This window comes from Pseudomonas sp. Leaf58 (genome assembly GCF_003627215.1).
Taxonomy (GTDB): Bacteria; Pseudomonadota; Gammaproteobacteria; order Pseudomonadales; family Pseudomonadaceae; genus Aquipseudomonas.
In genome coordinates, this window is the sequence record NZ_CP032677.1 from 4963201 (window position 1) to 4979865 (window position 16665).

The following is a 16665-nucleotide window of genomic DNA, read 5'->3' on the forward strand; positions in this document are numbered from 1 at the left end:
CTGCCCGAGGATGAGTCGCGGCTAAGGCTGTCACCTACGGCCCAACGACTCCGGCACTGTAGGGACCAAGCGAATGCAGCTGCATATAACGATGTGCCACCTTGCTAGCCAATGTCCCTGACACAAGCCGGCCTGTCACCCCAACACCGTCCCGACTTGAATCTGTGCGTAGGAAGCTCGAAGCTTGCACCCAGACATTCATGAGAAATAGCCCATGGCCCGCCTGCCCACCGCCATCAATCTGCACAAAGCCTCGAAAACCCTCAGCCTCACCTACGCCCCCGGCGAGGTCTACCACCTGCCCGCCGAGTTCCTGCGCGTGCACTCCCCCTCCGCCGAGGTCCAGGGCCACGGCAACCCTATCCTGCAGTTCGGCAAGATCAACGTCGGCCTCAGCGGCCTGGAACCTGCCGGCCAATATGCACTGAAATTGACCTTCGACGATGGCCATGACAGCGGCCTGTTCACTTGGGAATACCTTGAGCAGCTGTGCCTGCGCCAGGAACAACTGTGGGCCGAGTACCTCGACGAGCTGCACAAGGCCGGCAAGGCCCGCGACCCCGCCGAGTCGGTGGTTAAACTCATGCTCTAGCGCAAGGCCTGCAGGTTTTAGAGCGCATTTTCTAAATTCATCTGTTTGAATGCCTTACAGACAGCCCAGTGAAGGGCTGTCTTGCGCATTACATGAAAGTCGGGTAACCAATGGGGGGTGGCAAGTTCCCTGCATCAATTTGCAGAGTATGGATCCCTCGCAGCAGCGCTGTTCCTTATCACTGGTCACCCGAGTAGCAGTACCGGGCTCAGCACTGTGCACCCGTCACAGCATCCGGTACTCGTCTCAGGACAACGGAGCGTCGTAGATGAGTAACAAGAACAACGATGAGCTGCAGCGGCAGGCCTCGGAGAACACCCTGGGGCTGAACCCGGTCATCGGTATTCGCCGCAAGGACCTGTTGAGCTCGGCACGCACCGTGCTGCGCCAGGCCGTGCGCCAACCGCTGCACAGCGCCAAGCATGTGGCCCACTTTGGCCTGGAGCTGAAGAACGTGCTGCTGGGCAAGTCCAGCATTGCCCCAGAAAGCGACGACCGGCGCTTCAATGACCCAGCCTGGAGCAACAACCCGCTGTACCGCCGCTACCTGCAAACCTACCTGGCCTGGCGCAAGGAGCTGCAGGAATGGATCGGCAGCAGCGACCTGTCGCCCCAGGACATCAGCCGCGGCCAGTTCGTCATCAACCTGATGACCGAAGCCATGGCCCCAACCAACACCCTGTCCAACCCGGCAGCGGTCAAACGCTTCTTTGAAACCGGCGGCAAGAGCCTGCTCGATGGCTTGTCCAACCTGGCCAAGGACGTGGTCAACAATGGCGGCATGCCCAGCCAGGTGAACATGGATGCCTTCGAGGTGGGCAAGAACCTGGGCACCAGCGAAGGTGCTGTGGTGTACCGCAACGATGTGCTGGAACTGATCCAGTACAGCCCCATCACCGAACAAGTGCATGCCCGCCCGCTGCTGGTGGTGCCGCCGCAGATCAACAAGTTCTACGTCTTCGACCTCAGCCCGGAAAAAAGCCTGGCGCGCTTCTGCCTGCGCTCGCAGCAGCAGACGTTCATCATCAGCTGGCGCAACCCGACCAAAGCCCAGCGCGAGTGGGGCCTGTCCACCTACATCGATGCCCTCAAAGAAGCGGTCGACGCGGTGCTGGCAATTACCGGCAGCAAGGATCTGAACATGCTCGGCGCCTGCTCCGGCGGCATTACCTGCACCGCGCTGGTGGGGCACTATGCCGCCTTGGGCGAAAACAAGGTCAATGCCCTGACCCTGCTGGTCAGCGTGCTGGATACCACCATGGACAACCAGGTGGCGCTGTTCGTCGATGAACAAACCCTGGAGGCCGCCAAGCGCCACTCCTACCAGGCCGGCGTGCTCGAAGGCAGCGAGATGGCCAAGGTGTTCGCCTGGATGCGCCCCAACGACCTGATCTGGAACTACTGGGTCAATAACTACCTGCTCGGCAACGAACCGCCAGTGTTCGACATTCTGTTCTGGAACAACGACACCACGCGCCTGCCGGCAGCCTTCCACGGCGACCTGATCGAAATGTTCAAGAGCAACCCGCTGACCCGCCCGCAAGCCTTGGAAGTGTGCGGCACGGCGATCGACCTGAAGCAGGTTACTTGCGACATCTACAGCCTCGCGGGCACCAACGACCACATCACCCCTTGGCAGGCGTGCTACCGCTCGGCGCACCTGTTCGGCGGCAAGATCGAATTCGTGCTGTCCAACAGCGGGCATATTCAGAGCATCCTCAACCCGCCAGGCAACCCCAAGGCGCGCTTTATGACTGGCGCCGATCGCCCGGGTGACCCGCTGGCCTGGCAGGAAAACGCCACCAAACATGCCGACTCCTGGTGGCTGCATTGGCAAAGCTGGCTGGGCGAGCGTGCCGGCGAACTGAAGAAGGCGCCAACCCGCCTGGGCAACCGTGCCTATGCCGCTGGCGAAGCGTCCCCGGGCACCTACGTTCACGAGCGTTGAGTTACAGCGCCGTGGCCACCTGCGGGGCGCCACGGTGTTTACTTCACCCAAGAGTCACGCGCATGCCGCAACCCTATAGATTCAGGACCGTAGAGCTGGACAACCAGTCCATCCGCACCGCCGTCCGCCCGGGCAAGCCGCACCTGACGCCGTTACTGATCTTCAACGGCATCGGCGCCAACCTGGAGCTGGTGTTTCCGTTCATCGAAGCACTGGACCCGGACTTGGAAGTCATTGCCTTCGACGTGCCCGGGGTCGGCGGCTCGTCCACGCCGCGCCAGCCGTATCGCTTCCCCGGGCTGGCCAAACTGACGGCGCGAATGCTCGACTACCTCGACTACGGCCAGGTCAATGCCATCGGCGTGTCCTGGGGCGGTGCCCTTGCCCAGCAGTTCGCCCACGACTACCCCGAACGCTGCAAGAAGCTGGTGCTGGCTGCCACTGCCGCCGGTGCGGTGATGGTGCCGGGCAAACCCAAGGTGCTGTGGATGATGGCCAGCCCGCGGCGTTACATACAGCCTTCGCATGTCATCCGGATTGCGCCGACGATTTATGGCGGCGGCTTCCGGCGTAACCCAGACCTGGCCATGCAGCATGCCGCCAAGGTGCGCTCCGGCGGCAAGCTGGGCTACTACTGGCAGTTGTTCGCCGGGTTGGGCTGGACCAGCATCCACTGGCTGCACAAGATTCAGCAGCCAACCCTGGTGCTGGCCGGCGACGACGACCCGCTGATCCCGCTGATCAACATGCGCCTGCTGGCCTGGCGGATTCCCAATGCCCAGCTACACATTATCGACGACGGCCATCTGTTCCTGATCACCCGGGCTGAGGCCGTCGCCCCGATCATCATGAAGTTCCTTCAGCAAGAGCGTCAGCGCGCTGTCATGCACCCTCGCCCGGCTTCGGGCGTATAGGAACGGGCTTGCCCGCGATGCGCCACCATGGTTGGAACGAGGGAGTGTTGCCATGAAAGACAAATCGGCCAAAGGAACGCCAACGCTTCCCGCCACCAGCATGAACGTGCAGAACGCCATCCTCGGCCTGCGCGGCCGTGATCTGTTTTCCACGCTGCGCAATGTCAGCCGCCATGGCCTGCGCCACCCACTGCATACCGCGCAGCATCTACTGGCCCTGGGTGGCCAGCTGGGCCGGGTAATGCTGGGTGACACGCCGTACCAGCCGAACCCGCGCGATCCACGCTTCAACGACCCGACCTGGAGCCAGAACCCGTTCTACCGCCGCGGCCTGCAAGCCTATTTGGCCTGGCAGAAGCAGACCCGCCTGTGGATCGAGGAAAGCCACCTGGACGACGATGACCGGGCCCGTGCGCACTTTTTGTTCAACCTGATCAACGACGCCCTCGCACCGAGCAACTCGCTGCTCAACCCGCAGGCGGTCAAGGAACTGTTCAACACTGGCGGGCAAAGCCTGGTGCGCGGCGTGGCGCATTTGCTCGACGACCTGCGCCATAACGACGGCCTGCCACGCCAGGTAGACGAGCGCGCCTTCGAAGTGGGCGGCAACCTGGCCGCGACCCCAGGCGCGGTGGTGTTTCGCAACGAGCTGCTGGAGCTGATCCAGTACCAGCCGATGAGCGAAAAACAGTACGCACGGCCACTGCTGGTGGTGCCACCGCAGATCAACAAGTACTACATCTTCGACCTCAGCTCCACCAACAGCTTCGTCCAGTACATGCTCAAAAGCGGCCTGCAGGTGTTCATTATCAGCTGGCGCAACCCCGACCCGCGCCACCGTGAATGGGGCCTGTCCAGCTACGTGCAGGCCGTGGAAGAAGCACTCAACGCCTGCCGTAGCATCAGCGGCAACCGCGACCCAAACCTGATGGGCGCCTGCGCCGGCGGCCTGACCATGGCCGCGTTGCAGGGCCACTTGCAGGCCAAGCACCAATTACGCCGGGTGCGCAGTGCCACCTACTTGGTCAGCCTGCTGGACAGCAAGTTTGAAAGCCCCGCCAGCCTGTTCGCCGACGAGCAGACGATCGAGGCCGCCAAGCGCCGCTCCTACCAGCGTGGTGTGCTGGATGGCGCCGAGGTGGCGCGGATCTTTGCCTGGATGCGGCCCAACGACCTGATCTGGAATTACTGGGTCAACAACTACCTGCTCGGCAAGACACCACCGGCCTTCGACATCCTCTACTGGAACGCCGACAGCACGCGCCTGCCCGCTGCGCTGCATGGCGACCTGCTGGACTTCTTCAAGCTCAACCCGCTGACCCACGCCGCCGGCCTGGAGGTGTGCGGCACGCCCATCGACCTGCAGAAGGTGGCGCTGGACAGCTTCACCGTGGCCGGCAGCAACGACCACATCACCCCATGGGACGCGGTGTACCGCTCAGCCTTGCTGCTGGGCGGCGACAAGCGCTTCGTGCTAGCCAACAGCGGGCATATCCAGAGCATCATCAACCCGCCCGGCAACCCCAAGGCCTACTACCTGGCCAACCCCAAGCTGTCCAGCGACCCGCGCGCCTGGTTCCACGACGCCAAGCGCAGCGAAGGCAGCTGGTGGCCGTTGTGGCTCGAGTGGATCACCCCGCGCTCCGGCCCGCTGAAGGCGCCGCGCACTGAGCTGGGCAACGCCACCTACCCACCGCTGGGTCCCGCGCCGGGCACCTATGTGCTGACCCGATGAGTATGCGAACTGGATGAAGACCCGCGACCGTATCCTCGAGTGCGCCCTGCAGCTGTTCAACCAGCAGGGCGAGCCGAATGTCTCGACCTTGGAGATAGCCAACGAACTCGGTATCAGCCCGGGCAACCTGTACTACCACTTCCATGGCAAAGAGCCATTGGTGCTGGGGCTTTTCGAGCGCTTTGAAGAAGCGCTGATGCCCTTACTCGACCCGCCGCTGGAGGTGCGCCTGGACGCCGAGGACTACTGGCTGTTCCTGCACCTGATCGTCGAGCACATGGCGCAATACCGTTTCCTGTTCCAGGACTTGTCGAACCTGACCGGGCGCTTGCCCAAGCTGGCGCGCGGCATGCGCAGCCTGATCAACGCGCTCAAGCGCACGCTGGCGGCGTTGTTGGCCAGCCTCAAGGGCCAGGGGCTGGTGCAGAGTGAAACCCAGGCGCTGAGGCAACTGGTGGAGCAGATCACCCTGACGTTGATGTTCTCGCTGGATTACCAGCGGGTGCTGGCGCGCGAGGGGGATGTGGGGATTGTGGTGTACCAGGTGATGATGCTGGTGGCGCCGCATTTGCAAGCCCAGGCGCGGGCGGCGGCTGAGCAGTTGGCGGTGCGCTACCTGGAGGGGTAGGCCTGCTTTTTCAGCGATGGAGCCTTCGCGGGCATGCCCGCTCCCACAGGTGTAATGCAGTGCTTGAGCGCACTCAGGACCTGTGGGAGCGGGCAAGCCCGCGAAGAAGGCGCCGCGGTATCAGATCAGGGTACCGGTGCCAGTCGGTGCCGACGTCGTGCTGCTGGCCGGGGCAGCGGCAGGTGCCGGTGCTGCGGTAGCGGCTGGAGCAGCGCTGGCCGCTGGAGCTGCCGGCTTTGCCTCTGCCGCCTTGGCCGGTGCTTTCTTAACCGCAGGTTTTTTCGCTGCCGCTGGTTTGGCGGCGGCCGGTTTCGCAACAGGCTTGGCTGCCGCAACCTTTGCAGCAGGTTTTGCCGCTGCAGTTTTCGCCGCAGGCTTGGCCGCTGCCTTGCTCGTCGCCGGCTTGGCAGCAGCGCGCGCCGAAATCGGCGTAACCGAAGCACCGGTCAGTTTCTCGATCTGCTTGGTCAGGCTGTCCACTTGCTGGTGCAGGGCCTTGATCTCGTTGCGGCTCGGCACGCCAAGGCGCGAGATGGCGCTATTCAGGCGTTTATCAAAAGCCTCTTCGAGCTCGCTCCACTTGCCCAGCGCACGGTCTTTCACGCCCGACACCCGCGAAGTGGTCGACGACTTGGCGGTTTCCGCCACGTCTTCAGCGGTCTTCTTCGCTTGCTTCTCGGCCTTCTCGCCATCCTTCACCAGCGAGTCGAACAGCTTCGGGCCGTCCTGGTCGATTTTCGAATAGATACCCAGCCCTGCCAGCCAGATCTTGCGGGAGTACTTCTCGATCCCGCCGACCCAGGAGCTGCCTTCTTTTTCGGAATTCTTCTTGCCAGCCATCCTGCTCTCCTTATGGTTTGTGCGCGACGCGCTCAAGCAGCTCGTGCAGCTGTTCAAGCTTGATCGACAGCGCCTCAACGTCATGTTTAGACGGAATGCCCAGGCGATTCAAGGCACGACCTACCCGCGCGTCGAAAGCTTTTTCGATCTTGTCGAGTTGAATTTCGACCTTGCCGCGTACGCGGCTAACGTCCTCAGCGGCTTCTTCGAGCTGATTGTTGGCAGCGTCGAGCTCAAGGTCGATACGCTTCTTGCCACGCTTCTCTACCCCTTCGCCAGCCTTGACCAGCTCATTGAAGTAGTCGGAGCCTTCCTGGCCCACGCGGGCGTATGCGCCAATGCCAGCCAGCCAAATCTTGCGCGCGTAGCCGCGCACCTCGCCCAGCGTGCCCGAGGCGTCATCCTGTTTCTTCACAGTCACTTTGGCCATGCTCTGTACCTCATGCTCATGAGTGGAGGAGGAACCGCCCATGAAGGTTGGGCTTGTGCATAAGGTAGGGAGAAAAATTAGAAACCTCACCCTAAGGTCTTTGCTGCGGTATCCATATACACCCGACACGTGCGAGCGCCTCATTAGCTTGGCGAGCTTCATTCAACCGGAGCCCTCCCCATGACCGATGACGCTGCCTCTTCAATAACCACCTTCAAGCGACTGGTAAGCAGCAGCTTCAGCAAACGCCCGACTCTGCGCGCTGTTCTGGCAGCGCAAGGTTTCAGAGCACTTGTCGATCGCTATCCGATGATTGCAGGCAATTACCCACAGCTCGCCTCACTCGATGGGTTCTCGATCCTGCACGCCTCGTCCGTTCCAGAGAATGCTCGGCAGAGCAACTTGCTGGACGAACTGCTGGCGCAACTGCTGACTGGCAAACCACTGCAACTGGCGGCGACAGACGCGCTGAGCATTGCCCCTCCGTTGGTCTTCCGCGCTCAGGAACAAGGTGCCAACAGTGCCCGGCAACCGCAAATCAACCTCGACCCGTTGAAACTGAGCAGCGACTTCGAGCACGTGCTCAATTCACTCCCGGAAGCCTTCGTGCAAGCGCAGATCAGCTTCTGGAACGGCTTTGATGAGTATTCCGATACGTCCCGTCTGCATGGGTTGGCGCTCATCATCAAAGCTGCACTGCTGAACAATATCCCTCGCCAGAGCCTGAACGCCGGCGACGCAGACATCCTCTACGCCATGCTCGACGGCGCTGACAAAGCGGTAAATATCTGTGCAGTGCAAGTCACCTTCACTGAAGGCGACAAGACCTGGCACCGGTTGTTGCCGGACTTGCTACTGAGTTCGACGCAGAACTCAAGCCAAAGGGTGCTGTGGTGCAAACCCTCCGGCATCATTCGCGGCTTCGCCAACCTGACGGCCTTCGCTGCCGCGCTGCAGGCCGAACTTGCTGAGCGCTATCGCTTTGACCGTCTGTTTTGGGCGAAGCAGCCGCTGACTGAAGCACCGCAGGCGTTCCAGGCCACGCAACTGCTCAACAGCATGCTGGCCGACCTCAAGCGCCTGAGCCTTGCCGGCGTGGCTTCTGTCGGCGCGATTGAGCGACTGTTCGCCGACGCGTGTGACCCTTCACGCTTTTTCCTCGATCAGCCCTGCCAGGTACCAGGCCTGCCAGACATCGGGCTGCCGACGTGGCTTAAGCAAGCCGACACAAAGCAGCGCTTCGAGTACCATGCCGCGCTTCTCGACCTGGCCGCTAGCCAGGGGCAAGCCAGGGGCAGCACTTCGCTCGGTGATATCGAAGACATCCAGCGCTACACCCGACGCCGCCTGTGCGAACAGCTGCAGCTGAGCCACCCTGATAAAACACCCTACGACCCGGACCAGACCTTCATCATCATCCACAAGGTCCTCGCCAGTTCCATGCCTGGGCAGCCGCAAAGCCTCTACCTACGCGAAGAGACGTTGACCGCACTGGCCATCTCCCGCCTGCAGCCTGGTGAAGTAATAACGCGCATCGGCGAAGCCCACGGCCAGCCCCACACCGGTTGGCTGAACATCCGCCATGTCGAAACATTGATCCGTCAGGTCGACATTGGAGGCACGTACCCCACGTACGTGAAAACGCAGATCAACGCTCCGCAACGAAAGGCAGAGCGCATCACCCAATACGCCTGGGAATGGCGAGAATGCCTGCGTTTCAACGTACTCAAAGCCAGTATCGAAGGCCAGCTTGATGAAGCCGCCTGCAAAACACTGCTGGATTTCTGCGCCGGAGCCATAGATGTGTTCAAGCGGCCACGCATTGCACCACTGGCCTTTCACAGTGCACCTGGCTCCTCGGCCAGTGACCGAGCACATGGTATGTTTCTGATCGAACTGCCCAGCAGCCAAGGCTGGGTGCTCTATCGGCCATTCCACACTGACGAAAGCCTACTGCAATTCTCCAGCCTCGATCTGTTGATGGACGACGTGCGATGCAACCCCGATCTGCAGCAAAGCGTGTTGGACGCGTTGGACGACAGCGCCTTGGCGGTTTACGGAAACGATGGTTTCAACCGCCCGCACCTGCATGCTGGCCTGCTCAGCCTGGCACATTTGCTAAGCCCCGAAACGGCGCTGACGGCGACCGTGCTGGAAAACCTCAGGCAACCGGTAAAGGCTACGTTCAAAGCCTGGCCCGACAGCGACCTCGACAGCCATTTGCTGGATGCCCGGGTGGACACCATGCTGCACCTGGCATCCCAACGCAGCGTTTCCAATGCCCAGCTCAAGTGGCTGCTGATGCAGCAGGCTGCGTGGGCCATTTTCAACACCGTCACGCTGCTTTGGCGCGGCCCCCTGGCCGGTGTGACATGGCTAGTGCTGGCGTTGTCGGCTGCCAAGGATGACATCGACACGCTGGCCAACGGCAGCGAAGACGCCCGGATCATGGCCGCTACCGACCTGCTGACCAACCTCGCAATGCTTCTGGCCAACCGTGGCGAGGCTGCCGTAGCCAGCCCCGAAGGGCCTTCCACGTTGCCCTTCACCGAGCCCGCAGCGCCTGGCTTGCGCCTCGCAGAGGGCGCCGAGCCTGCCCAGCAACACAGCTGGGAGGAGACCGTCCATGAACAGCAACACGTTCACCTCGGTGATGTCCACTGGGGTAATCGCCAACGGCTGGATAATCTGCCTGCAGAACGGCGCCAGGCCCTGCGGCGGCTTCAGGCCAGGCTGTCGCTGCAAAGCCACGCGCCACTGAGCAAAGGGCGCCTGAGAGGGCTGTACAAGGTTGATGGGCAACTTTACGTGAAACTTGATGGCGCCGCCTATGAGGTGCAGGAGAGCTGGGACGGCGTACGCATCGTCGGCCCAGACACGAGCAAGGGCGACTGGGTTGGCCTGGGTGGAACGGACGATGGCTACCACATCGTCGGTCGAGCACGCGTCAAGGGGCCGTGGATCAGCCGCTGGAACGGTGAGTGGTCCATCACCCTGAACTTGGCCGGGGGCTCGCCGGTCAAGACCCCGGACAAGGTCGAGTACATCAGGCTGACCAACCGTTTGCTGGCCAATGAGCCACCGCTTAAAGAACGCGACCGCATGATCAACAGCAACCTGATGTCTTTGCAGGCGCTGGACAGGGTCGAAATCGATTATTCCCGAGCAGCCACCGAATATCGCAAGCAGCACGGCCACGATGTGCCCGGCGAATCCAGCGAAATGGCGGCCATTCGAGCAAGGCGGGACAGGCTGAGAGCGGAGCACGCCGACACAATAAGGGCCGCCAGTAAATTGTATGAAGAACGCGTGCCTTTGCTGCAATCGAATATCGAGCTTATCGACCTGCTGAAAACGCCCGCTCTGCAGCGATTCAGTACTGTCAATTACCAAGCGGAAATCGGCCTTTGGTACGAGACGCTGATCACAAGCGATACCCAGCTCTACTCACGCTTGCTGTCGCAAGTCAGCTACGACGACATCAATGCACAGGCTGCGACCATTGTAAAACTGCCAGCCACCCCCGCTGAGCGCGATGCCTACACCGCCTATCGCACGCTTCGAGACAGCGGCCTGGCAGTTCATCGACGCATACTGGCTGTCAGCCAACGGCTCGATGACAACATCGCAATAGCGATGGAGGACCCTCGAATCGTGTACCCGAACAAAGCCAGTCACCTGAAGAACATCACCGAGTCGCGCCCCTACTCCACGCTGATCGTGCATGCCCAGATCCTCACCGACCTGCAGGCGCTGACCCTGGACCGTGCACAGCTGACGGCGGATAGCATCGACAGCATGTACCAGGAGCAACAGAACCTGCGCAACAAGGACATGCATCAAGCACTGCTCAGCCATGACGGCGTACTGCGCGCGGACGCCTCGGCGGACGATCAAATCGCCATTCTTGAGAACAGCCTGCAACAGTACGTTACCAGCCTGGGTACAACCGAGTACTTGTTGGGCTTCAACCACCCAGCCTGGAACCACGAGTACCTGCGCGCCTTCGCCAAAGAGCTATCGGTTGTGAAACGTATGGCGGAGCGGGCGCTGGACAACGCCAACGCCCGCCGAGACGCTGAGCAACACGCCAACTGGCCCGCCGTCAGGCCGGCGCCTCCCGCCCGGCCACAAACCACGCCCCGCGCCAAGCTACGGGTGATCCGAACCACCCGGCACAAGACGCTGCTGGTTGATGAGGCGCTCAAGGACGGCAGGGCCGTGCAGTACGATCCCGTCGCCAGGCGGCCGATCGCAGAGTTTGAAGCACACGGCAGCACATGGGTCGAGCTACAGGCGCAACCTGGAGCCAGCCAGAAAGCCTTGCGCAGCCTGGGTACCCGCCTGGTTGCGGAAACGGACGCCGAAATTGCCCGTGCCAGGCTTTTCGACGACGCACCCAACAGCCTGACCGACGTTCTGGACCATCACATCGAGAAACTGGCCACGGTGGTGACCCAACTGGAACGCGAGTCCAGCCCGGCCCTTCTGGAAAACCTCAATAGCGCCATCACGCGCCTGGAAACCGTCAAGCGCGAGCGGCTGAAAACCCTCTACCTCAGCACCCGTCATCCTGACAGCAAGGCGCTGCGCTTCCTGCTGGAGCAACAACTGGTCGAGATCAAGCAGACGGTCATCCGCCGCCAGCTGGGCCCGCATGACTTTCTGGACGTCTATACCCTCTACCGGACAGACGCGGCGAGCCGCGGGATACTTTGGGAGGCTCACTTCCACTACACGCACCACGATAGCCTGGCCAAAGACTTTGCCAAGGGCCACTTGAAGTTCGCCACGGCCAAGACACGCGATGCACAACTCGAAGATGCCCTTAGCCCGCAGGAACGACTCAAGGTCTACCGTGGCGACCTGAAATACGAACAGGTCAAGGACCTCATCCCGTTCCCCGCAGGCTAAACCTGCCGTGCCATCAGGTCAGGGCTTTGTCCAGCGCCCGCTCGATCTCGCCCTTGATGGTACCGCTCATCACCGACAGCATCATGCCCAGCTTCAGCTCCACGCGGATGCTGTCCTCGCCAATGTGCACGCTGCCGTTGGCGCCGCTGCGCGCCACGTCGACGCGATCACCGTTCCAGGTGGCCTTGAGGTCGTATTCACGGGTCAGCTTGTCCACCAGCGCTTCGGCCTTGGCGCGGGCGGCATCGCGGCCGAGGGAGTGTTTGCGTTCGACGCTGATCTGGGTCATGCAGGCATTCCTGAAGATGTAGACATAATGGGCATTATGCCCGCCCCTGCCCCCTGGCACACCCCGCCAAGACAAATCCGCCCGTTCGCCCTAGAATGGCGGTAATTTTTTCCGGTGAAGCGATATGAACGACCAGCGCAAAGGCGACCACGCCGAACCCACCACCCATTTCGGCTACCAGGACGTCCCTGAAAGCCAGAAGGCGAAAAAAGTCGCCGAAGTGTTCCACTCGGTAGCGGCCAAGTACGACCTGATGAACGACGTGCTTTCCGGCGGCATGCACCGCCTGTGGAAGCGCTTTACCATCGAGCTGTCGGGTGTGCGCAGCGGCAACCGCGTGCTGGACATTGCCGGCGGTACCGGTGACCTGGCAGCGAAATTCTCGCGCCTGGTCGGCCCGACCGGGCAGGTGGTGCTGGCCGACATCAACGATTCGATGCTCAAGGTTGGCCGTGACCGCCTGCTGGACCGTGGTGTGGCCGGCAACATCGAGTTCGTCCAGGCCGATGCCGAAAAACTGCCGTTCCCGGACAACCACTTTGACTGCGTGACCATTGCATTCGGCCTGCGCAACGTCACCCACAAGGACGAAGCCATCCGTTCTATGCTGCGCGTGCTCAAGCCCGGTGGCCGGTTGTTGATCCTGGAGTTCTCCAAACCGACCAACAAGCTGATGTCCAAGGCCTACGATGCCTATTCGTTTGCCTTCATGCCGCTGGCCGGCAAGCTGATCACCAACGACTCCGAAAGCTACCGTTACCTCGCCGAGTCGATCCGCATGCACCCCGACCAGGAAACCCTCAAGGCGATGATGGTCGACGCCGGTTTCGACCGTGTCACCTACCACAACATGACCAGCGGCATCGTTGCCGTGCACCGGGGGATCAAGCCCTGATGCTGCTGGCCGGGTTGCTCGCCAGCGTCGAACATGGCCTGAACCGCGTCTTGCGCATGGACAGCACGGCCCTGCCGCGGCTGGCCGCGCTGGAAGGCAAGGTCATCGAGATCGACTGCCGCCAACCGGCCTTGCAGGTGTTCATCCTGCCCGATGAAGAGGGCCTGATGCTCGCCGGCCACTGGCAAGGCGAGGTCGACTGCAGCCTGCGCGCCCCGGCCGGCAGCCTGGCGCAATTGGCCTTGGCCAAAGACAAGACCGCCGTGCTGCACAGCCCGCAGGTCGAACTGCACGGCGACAGTGCCGTGTTGCTCGACCTGTTCGGCGTGCTGCAAGACCTGGAGCTGGACTGGGAGCACGAGTTGCAACGCTGGCTTGGCCCGGTCGCCACGGCGATGATTGCCGGCCATATCCGCCTGCGCGCACGCTGGACCCGCCAGGGCCTGGCGCGCTTCAGTCAGAACCTGTCCGAATACCTGGCCGAAGAGTCTCGTACCTTGGTCGGCAAACGCGAAGCCGAAGCCGCCTTCAGTGAACTCGACGCGCTCAAGCTCGATACAGAACGCCTCGAGGCGCGCCTCAAGCGCCTCTCCCGCCCCCTTGATACCAGCGATAACGCATGAAGCTGCTCGCCGTCCGCCGTCTTTTTCGCATCCAACGTGTGGTGATCCGCTACCGTCTCGATGACTTGCTGTTCGACCTGCCGCTGCCCTGGTGGCTGATGAGCCTGCGCCTGCTGATGCCGTGGCGCTGGCTGCCGCGCAAGCCGTCCGAGCTCAGCCGCGGCGCGCGCCTGCGCCTGGCCCTGCAGGACCTGGGGCCGATCTTCATCAAGTTCGGCCAGTTGCTGTCCACCCGTCGCGACCTGCTGCCCAACGACATCGCCGATGAGTTGATGCTGCTGCAGGACCGTGTGCCGCCATTCGACCCCAAGCAGGCCGTGGCGCTGATCGAGGCACAGCTGGGCGCCCCGGTGGCGCAACTGTTCAGCCGCTTCGACGTCGAGCCGCTGGCCTCGGCCTCGGTGGCGCAGGTGCATGCCGCACGCCTGAAAACGGGCGAAGAGGTGGTGGTCAAGGTAGTGCGCCCAGGCCTGAAACCGGTAATTGCCCAGGACCTGGCCTGGCTGTTCCTGATCGCCAAGGGCGCTGAACGCGCGTCGGCCGACGCCCGCCGCCTGCACCCGGTGGAAATCGTCGGCGACTACGAAAAAACCATCTACGACGAGCTCGACCTGCTGCGCGAAGCGGCCAACGCCAGCCAGCTGCGGCGCAACTTCGAAGGCTCCGAGCTGATGTACGTGCCCCAGGTTTACTGGGACCTGTGCCGCCCCAAGGTGCTGGTGATGGAACGCATCTACGGCGTGCCAGTGACCGACATGGCCACCCTGGCCGACCAGCGCACCGACATGAAGCTGCTGGCCGAACGTGGCGTGGAGGTGTTTTTCACCCAGGTGTTCCGCGATAGCTTCTTCCACGCCGACATGCACCCGGGCAACATCTTCGTCAGCACGGTCAAACCCTGGAGCCCGCAGTACATTGCCATCGACTGCGGTATCGTCGGCAGCCTCACCGCCGAAGACCAAGACTACCTGGCGCGCAACCTGATTGCCTTCTTCAAGCGTGACTACCGTCGCGTCGCCCAGTTGCACATCGACTCGGGCTGGGTGCCTGCCCACACCAAGGTCAACGAATTCGAAGCGGCGATCCGCACGGTGTGCGAGCCGATCTTCGAAAAACCGTTAAAGGATATTTCCTTCGGCCAGGTGCTGATGCGCTTGTTCCAGACCGCCCGGCGCTTCAACATGGAAGTGCAGCCGCAACTGGTCCTGCTGCAGAAGACGCTGCTGAATATCGAAGGCCTAGGCCGTCAGCTTTATCCTGACCTGGACCTGTGGAGCACGGCCAAGCCCTACCTCGAACGCTGGATGCGCGAACGCTATAGCCCCAAGGCCATGTTCGGCAACCTGCACAGCCAGGTGGAGCAACTACCGCACCTGGCCGGCATGACCCGCGACCTGCTCGAGCGCCTGTCACAGCCGCATCTGCACGACCCGCAACTGCCGGAGCGCCGCCGCCAAGGCGACCGTTGGGCACTACGCCTGCTGGGTGCTGGCCTGCTCGGGGGGGGCGCGGTACTGGCCGCGGGCGCCGCTGAAGCCGCCAGCCTGGCCGCCCCTGCCGCTTGGCCGGCCTGGCTGATGCTGGCCGCAGGCCTTTACCTGATCGTGCGCCAATAGCCAGCCGCGCCCGTGGCTGGCACACTAGCGTAAAGGGCCCGGCACAGGAGCGGGCCCGCTTGGGAGTCAACGATGAAAGACTGGCTGGACGAGATCAAGTGGAACAGCGATGGCCTGGTACCGGCGATCGCCCAGGACCACAAGACCGGACGCGTGCTGATGATGGCCTGGATGAACCGCGAATCGCTGGCCCTGACCGCCACCGAGCAACGTGCCATCTACTGGTCGCGTTCGCGTGGCAAGCTATGGCGCAAGGGCGAGGAGTCTGGGCATGTGCAAAAGCTGCATGAAATGCGCCTGGACTGCGATGCCGACGTGATCATCCTGATGGTTGAGCAACTGGGCCATATCGCCTGCCATACCGGCCGTGAAAGCTGCTTCTACCGCGTCTACGAAGGCGGCCAGTGGAAAACCGTCGACCCGGTCCTGAAGGACCCGGATGCCATCTACAGCGCAGGACACTGACATGAGCGACACCCTCGACCGCCTGGCCGAAGTGCTTGAAGAACGCAAGCAAGCGGCCCCCGACAGCTCCTACGTGGCCAGCCTGTACCACAAGGGCCTGAACAAAATCCTCGAAAAACTCGGCGAAGAGTCGATCGAGACGATCATTGCCGCCAAAGATGCTGCCGTGAGCAAAGATTGCAGCGATGTCATCTATGAAACTGCCGACCTGTGGTTTCATAGCTTGGTGATGCTTAGCGCGCTGGGCCAGCATCCGCAAGCAGTGCTGGATGAACTGGACCGCCGCTTCGGCCTGTCCGGGCATGATGAGAAGGCCGCACGCCAGCCATCTGCCTGATGTATTTTCTGGCGCGCCGCGCGCCCTGTGGGAGCGGGCTTGCCCGCGAAGAATGTGACGCGGTGCAAGGCACCGGCTGTGCCGGTGTTCGCAGGCCCGCCCGCCCCCACAGGGGCCGCGCCGCCGGAACGATTTGCTGAACACACAATTTCAGGAGTACGCAATGGGTATCTTTGACTGGAAACACTGGATCGTCCTGCTGGTCGTCGTGGTCCTGGTGTTCGGCACCAAGAAGCTGAAAAACTTCGGCAGCGACCTGGGCGAGTCGATCAAGGGCTTCCGCAAGGCCATGAACGAAGAAGAGAACAAGCCGGCCGAGCAAACTCCGCCACCGGCCCAGCCTGCGCCGCCGGTGCAAAACACTGCGCAGCCGCAGCAAGGCCACACCATCGAAGGGCAGGCCCAGCCTGTCCAAGAGCCGCAGCGGAAAGACTGACCC

Annotated in this window: 15 protein-coding genes; 12 read left to right on the top strand and 3 right to left on the bottom strand. The window is 62.2% G+C overall.

Features of this window, described 5'->3' with window-relative positions; translation table 11 throughout:
• The first annotated feature begins 214 nt into the window (after positions 1-214).
• The 5 genes from DV532_RS23060 to DV532_RS23080 all read left to right on the top strand — a co-directional run bounded on the left by DV532_RS23060 (position 215) and on the right by DV532_RS23080 (position 5817).
• Positions 215-592: a gamma-butyrobetaine hydroxylase-like domain-containing protein gene (locus DV532_RS23060; protein WP_056794513.1), complete on the top strand. Its 378-nt coding sequence runs from the start codon at positions 215-217 to the stop codon at positions 590-592.
• Positions 593-860: 268 nt separating this feature from the next.
• Complete coding sequence (phaC, locus tag DV532_RS23065; RefSeq protein WP_056794511.1) at positions 861-2540, top strand: class II poly(R)-hydroxyalkanoic acid synthase; 1680 nt, start codon at positions 861-863, stop codon at positions 2538-2540.
• Between the two features lie 62 nt (positions 2541-2602).
• Positions 2603-3454, top strand: a complete 852-nt coding sequence (gene phaZ, locus DV532_RS23070; RefSeq protein ID WP_056794509.1) for a poly(3-hydroxyalkanoate) depolymerase — start codon at positions 2603-2605, stop codon at positions 3452-3454.
• Positions 3455-3506: 52 nt separating this feature from the next.
• Positions 3507-5189 (top strand): class II poly(R)-hydroxyalkanoic acid synthase, encoded by a 1683-nt coding sequence (phaC, locus tag DV532_RS23075; protein WP_056794507.1) that lies wholly within the window; start codon positions 3507-3509, stop codon positions 5187-5189.
• A 13-nt stretch (positions 5190-5202) separates the two neighbouring features.
• Positions 5203-5817, top strand: a complete 615-nt coding sequence (locus DV532_RS23080; protein ID WP_056794503.1) for a TetR/AcrR family transcriptional regulator — start codon at positions 5203-5205, stop codon at positions 5815-5817.
• A gap of 120 nt (positions 5818-5937) precedes the next feature.
• Here DV532_RS23080 and DV532_RS23085 read toward each other — a convergent pair whose 3' ends face one another.
• Together DV532_RS23085 and DV532_RS23090 are read right to left on the bottom strand one after the other, a co-directional pair.
• Entirely contained in the window at positions 5938-6657 is a 720-nt protein-coding gene (locus tag DV532_RS23085) for a phasin family protein (protein ID WP_056794501.1), read from the bottom strand.
• A gap of 10 nt (positions 6658-6667) precedes the next feature.
• Complete coding sequence (locus DV532_RS23090) at positions 6668-7087, bottom strand: phasin family protein (protein WP_056794500.1); 420 nt, start codon at positions 7085-7087, stop codon at positions 6668-6670.
• Positions 7088-7267: 180 nt separating this feature from the next.
• On the opposite strand from DV532_RS23090, the gene DV532_RS23095 reads away from it, so the two are divergent.
• A complete protein-coding gene (locus DV532_RS23095; RefSeq protein WP_056794498.1) occupies positions 7268-12001 on the top strand; it encodes a DUF6543 domain-containing protein in 4734 nt (1577 codons plus the stop codon).
• A gap of 13 nt (positions 12002-12014) precedes the next feature.
• On the opposite strand, the gene DV532_RS23100 is transcribed toward DV532_RS23095, so the two are convergent.
• Positions 12015-12290: a polyhydroxyalkanoic acid system family protein gene (locus DV532_RS23100; protein ID WP_056794496.1), complete on the bottom strand. Its 276-nt coding sequence runs from the start codon at positions 12288-12290 to the stop codon at positions 12015-12017.
• A 124-nt stretch (positions 12291-12414) separates the two neighbouring features.
• On the opposite strand from DV532_RS23100, the gene ubiE reads away from it, so the two are divergent.
• The 6 genes from ubiE (at position 12415) to DV532_RS23135 (ending at position 16662) form a co-directional block, all read left to right on the top strand.
• Entirely contained in the window at positions 12415-13185 is a 771-nt protein-coding gene (gene ubiE, locus DV532_RS23105) for a bifunctional demethylmenaquinone methyltransferase/2-methoxy-6-polyprenyl-1,4-benzoquinol methylase UbiE (RefSeq protein WP_056794495.1), read from the top strand.
• Positions 13185-13808 (top strand): SCP2 domain-containing protein, encoded by a 624-nt coding sequence (locus tag DV532_RS23110; RefSeq protein WP_056794494.1) that lies wholly within the window; start codon positions 13185-13187, stop codon positions 13806-13808. Before ubiE ends, DV532_RS23110 begins: the two co-directional genes overlap by 1 nt.
• Positions 13805-15424, top strand: coding sequence for a ubiquinone biosynthesis regulatory protein kinase UbiB (gene ubiB, locus DV532_RS23115; protein WP_056794492.1), 1620 nt, complete (start codon positions 13805-13807; stop codon positions 15422-15424). The genes DV532_RS23110 and ubiB overlap by 4 nt, the downstream gene beginning before the upstream one ends.
• 72 nt (positions 15425-15496) lie before the next feature.
• Positions 15497-15889: a phosphoribosyl-AMP cyclohydrolase gene (hisI, locus tag DV532_RS23120; protein ID WP_056794490.1), complete on the top strand. Its 393-nt coding sequence runs from the start codon at positions 15497-15499 to the stop codon at positions 15887-15889.
• Position 15890: 1 nt separating this feature from the next.
• Positions 15891-16226, top strand: coding sequence for a phosphoribosyl-ATP diphosphatase (locus DV532_RS23125; RefSeq protein ID WP_056794489.1), 336 nt, complete (start codon positions 15891-15893; stop codon positions 16224-16226).
• A 163-nt stretch (positions 16227-16389) separates the two neighbouring features.
• Positions 16390-16662 carry a twin-arginine translocase TatA/TatE family subunit gene (locus tag DV532_RS23135; protein ID WP_056794487.1) on the top strand — a complete coding sequence of 91 codons (273 nt, stop codon included), beginning with the start codon at positions 16390-16392 and terminating at the stop codon, positions 16660-16662.
• Positions 16663-16665 lie beyond the last annotated feature (3 nt).

Bases quoted from the DNA above. Each gene is read 5' to 3' on its own strand.
- phaC (WP_056794511.1), top strand. From the start codon at position 861: ATGAGTAACAAGAACAACGATGAGCTGCAGCGGCAGGCCTCGGAGAAC.
- DV532_RS23090 (WP_056794500.1), bottom strand. From the start codon at position 7,087: ATGGCCAAAGTGACTGTGAAGAAACAGGATGACGCCTCGGGCACGCTG.
- hisI (WP_056794490.1), top strand. From the start codon at position 15,497: ATGAAAGACTGGCTGGACGAGATCAAGTGGAACAGCGATGGCCTGGTA.
- phaZ (WP_056794509.1), top strand. From the start codon at position 2,603: ATGCCGCAACCCTATAGATTCAGGACCGTAGAGCTGGACAACCAGTCC.
- DV532_RS23080 (WP_056794503.1), top strand. From the start codon at position 5,203: ATGAAGACCCGCGACCGTATCCTCGAGTGCGCCCTGCAGCTGTTCAAC.
- phaC (WP_056794507.1), top strand. From the start codon at position 3,507: ATGAAAGACAAATCGGCCAAAGGAACGCCAACGCTTCCCGCCACCAGC.
- DV532_RS23135 (WP_056794487.1), top strand. From the start codon at position 16,390: ATGGGTATCTTTGACTGGAAACACTGGATCGTCCTGCTGGTCGTCGTG.
- DV532_RS23060 (WP_056794513.1), top strand. From the start codon at position 215: ATGGCCCGCCTGCCCACCGCCATCAATCTGCACAAAGCCTCGAAAACC.
- DV532_RS23085 (WP_056794501.1), bottom strand. From the start codon at position 6,657: ATGGCTGGCAAGAAGAATTCCGAAAAAGAAGGCAGCTCCTGGGTCGGC.
- DV532_RS23095 (WP_056794498.1), top strand. From the start codon at position 7,268: ATGACCGATGACGCTGCCTCTTCAATAACCACCTTCAAGCGACTGGTA.
- ubiE (WP_056794495.1), top strand. From the start codon at position 12,415: ATGAACGACCAGCGCAAAGGCGACCACGCCGAACCCACCACCCATTTC.
- DV532_RS23100 (WP_056794496.1), bottom strand. From the start codon at position 12,290: ATGACCCAGATCAGCGTCGAACGCAAACACTCCCTCGGCCGCGATGCC.
- DV532_RS23110 (WP_056794494.1), top strand. From the start codon at position 13,185: ATGCTGCTGGCCGGGTTGCTCGCCAGCGTCGAACATGGCCTGAACCGC.
- ubiB (WP_056794492.1), top strand. From the start codon at position 13,805: ATGAAGCTGCTCGCCGTCCGCCGTCTTTTTCGCATCCAACGTGTGGTG.
- DV532_RS23125 (WP_056794489.1), top strand. From the start codon at position 15,891: ATGAGCGACACCCTCGACCGCCTGGCCGAAGTGCTTGAAGAACGCAAG.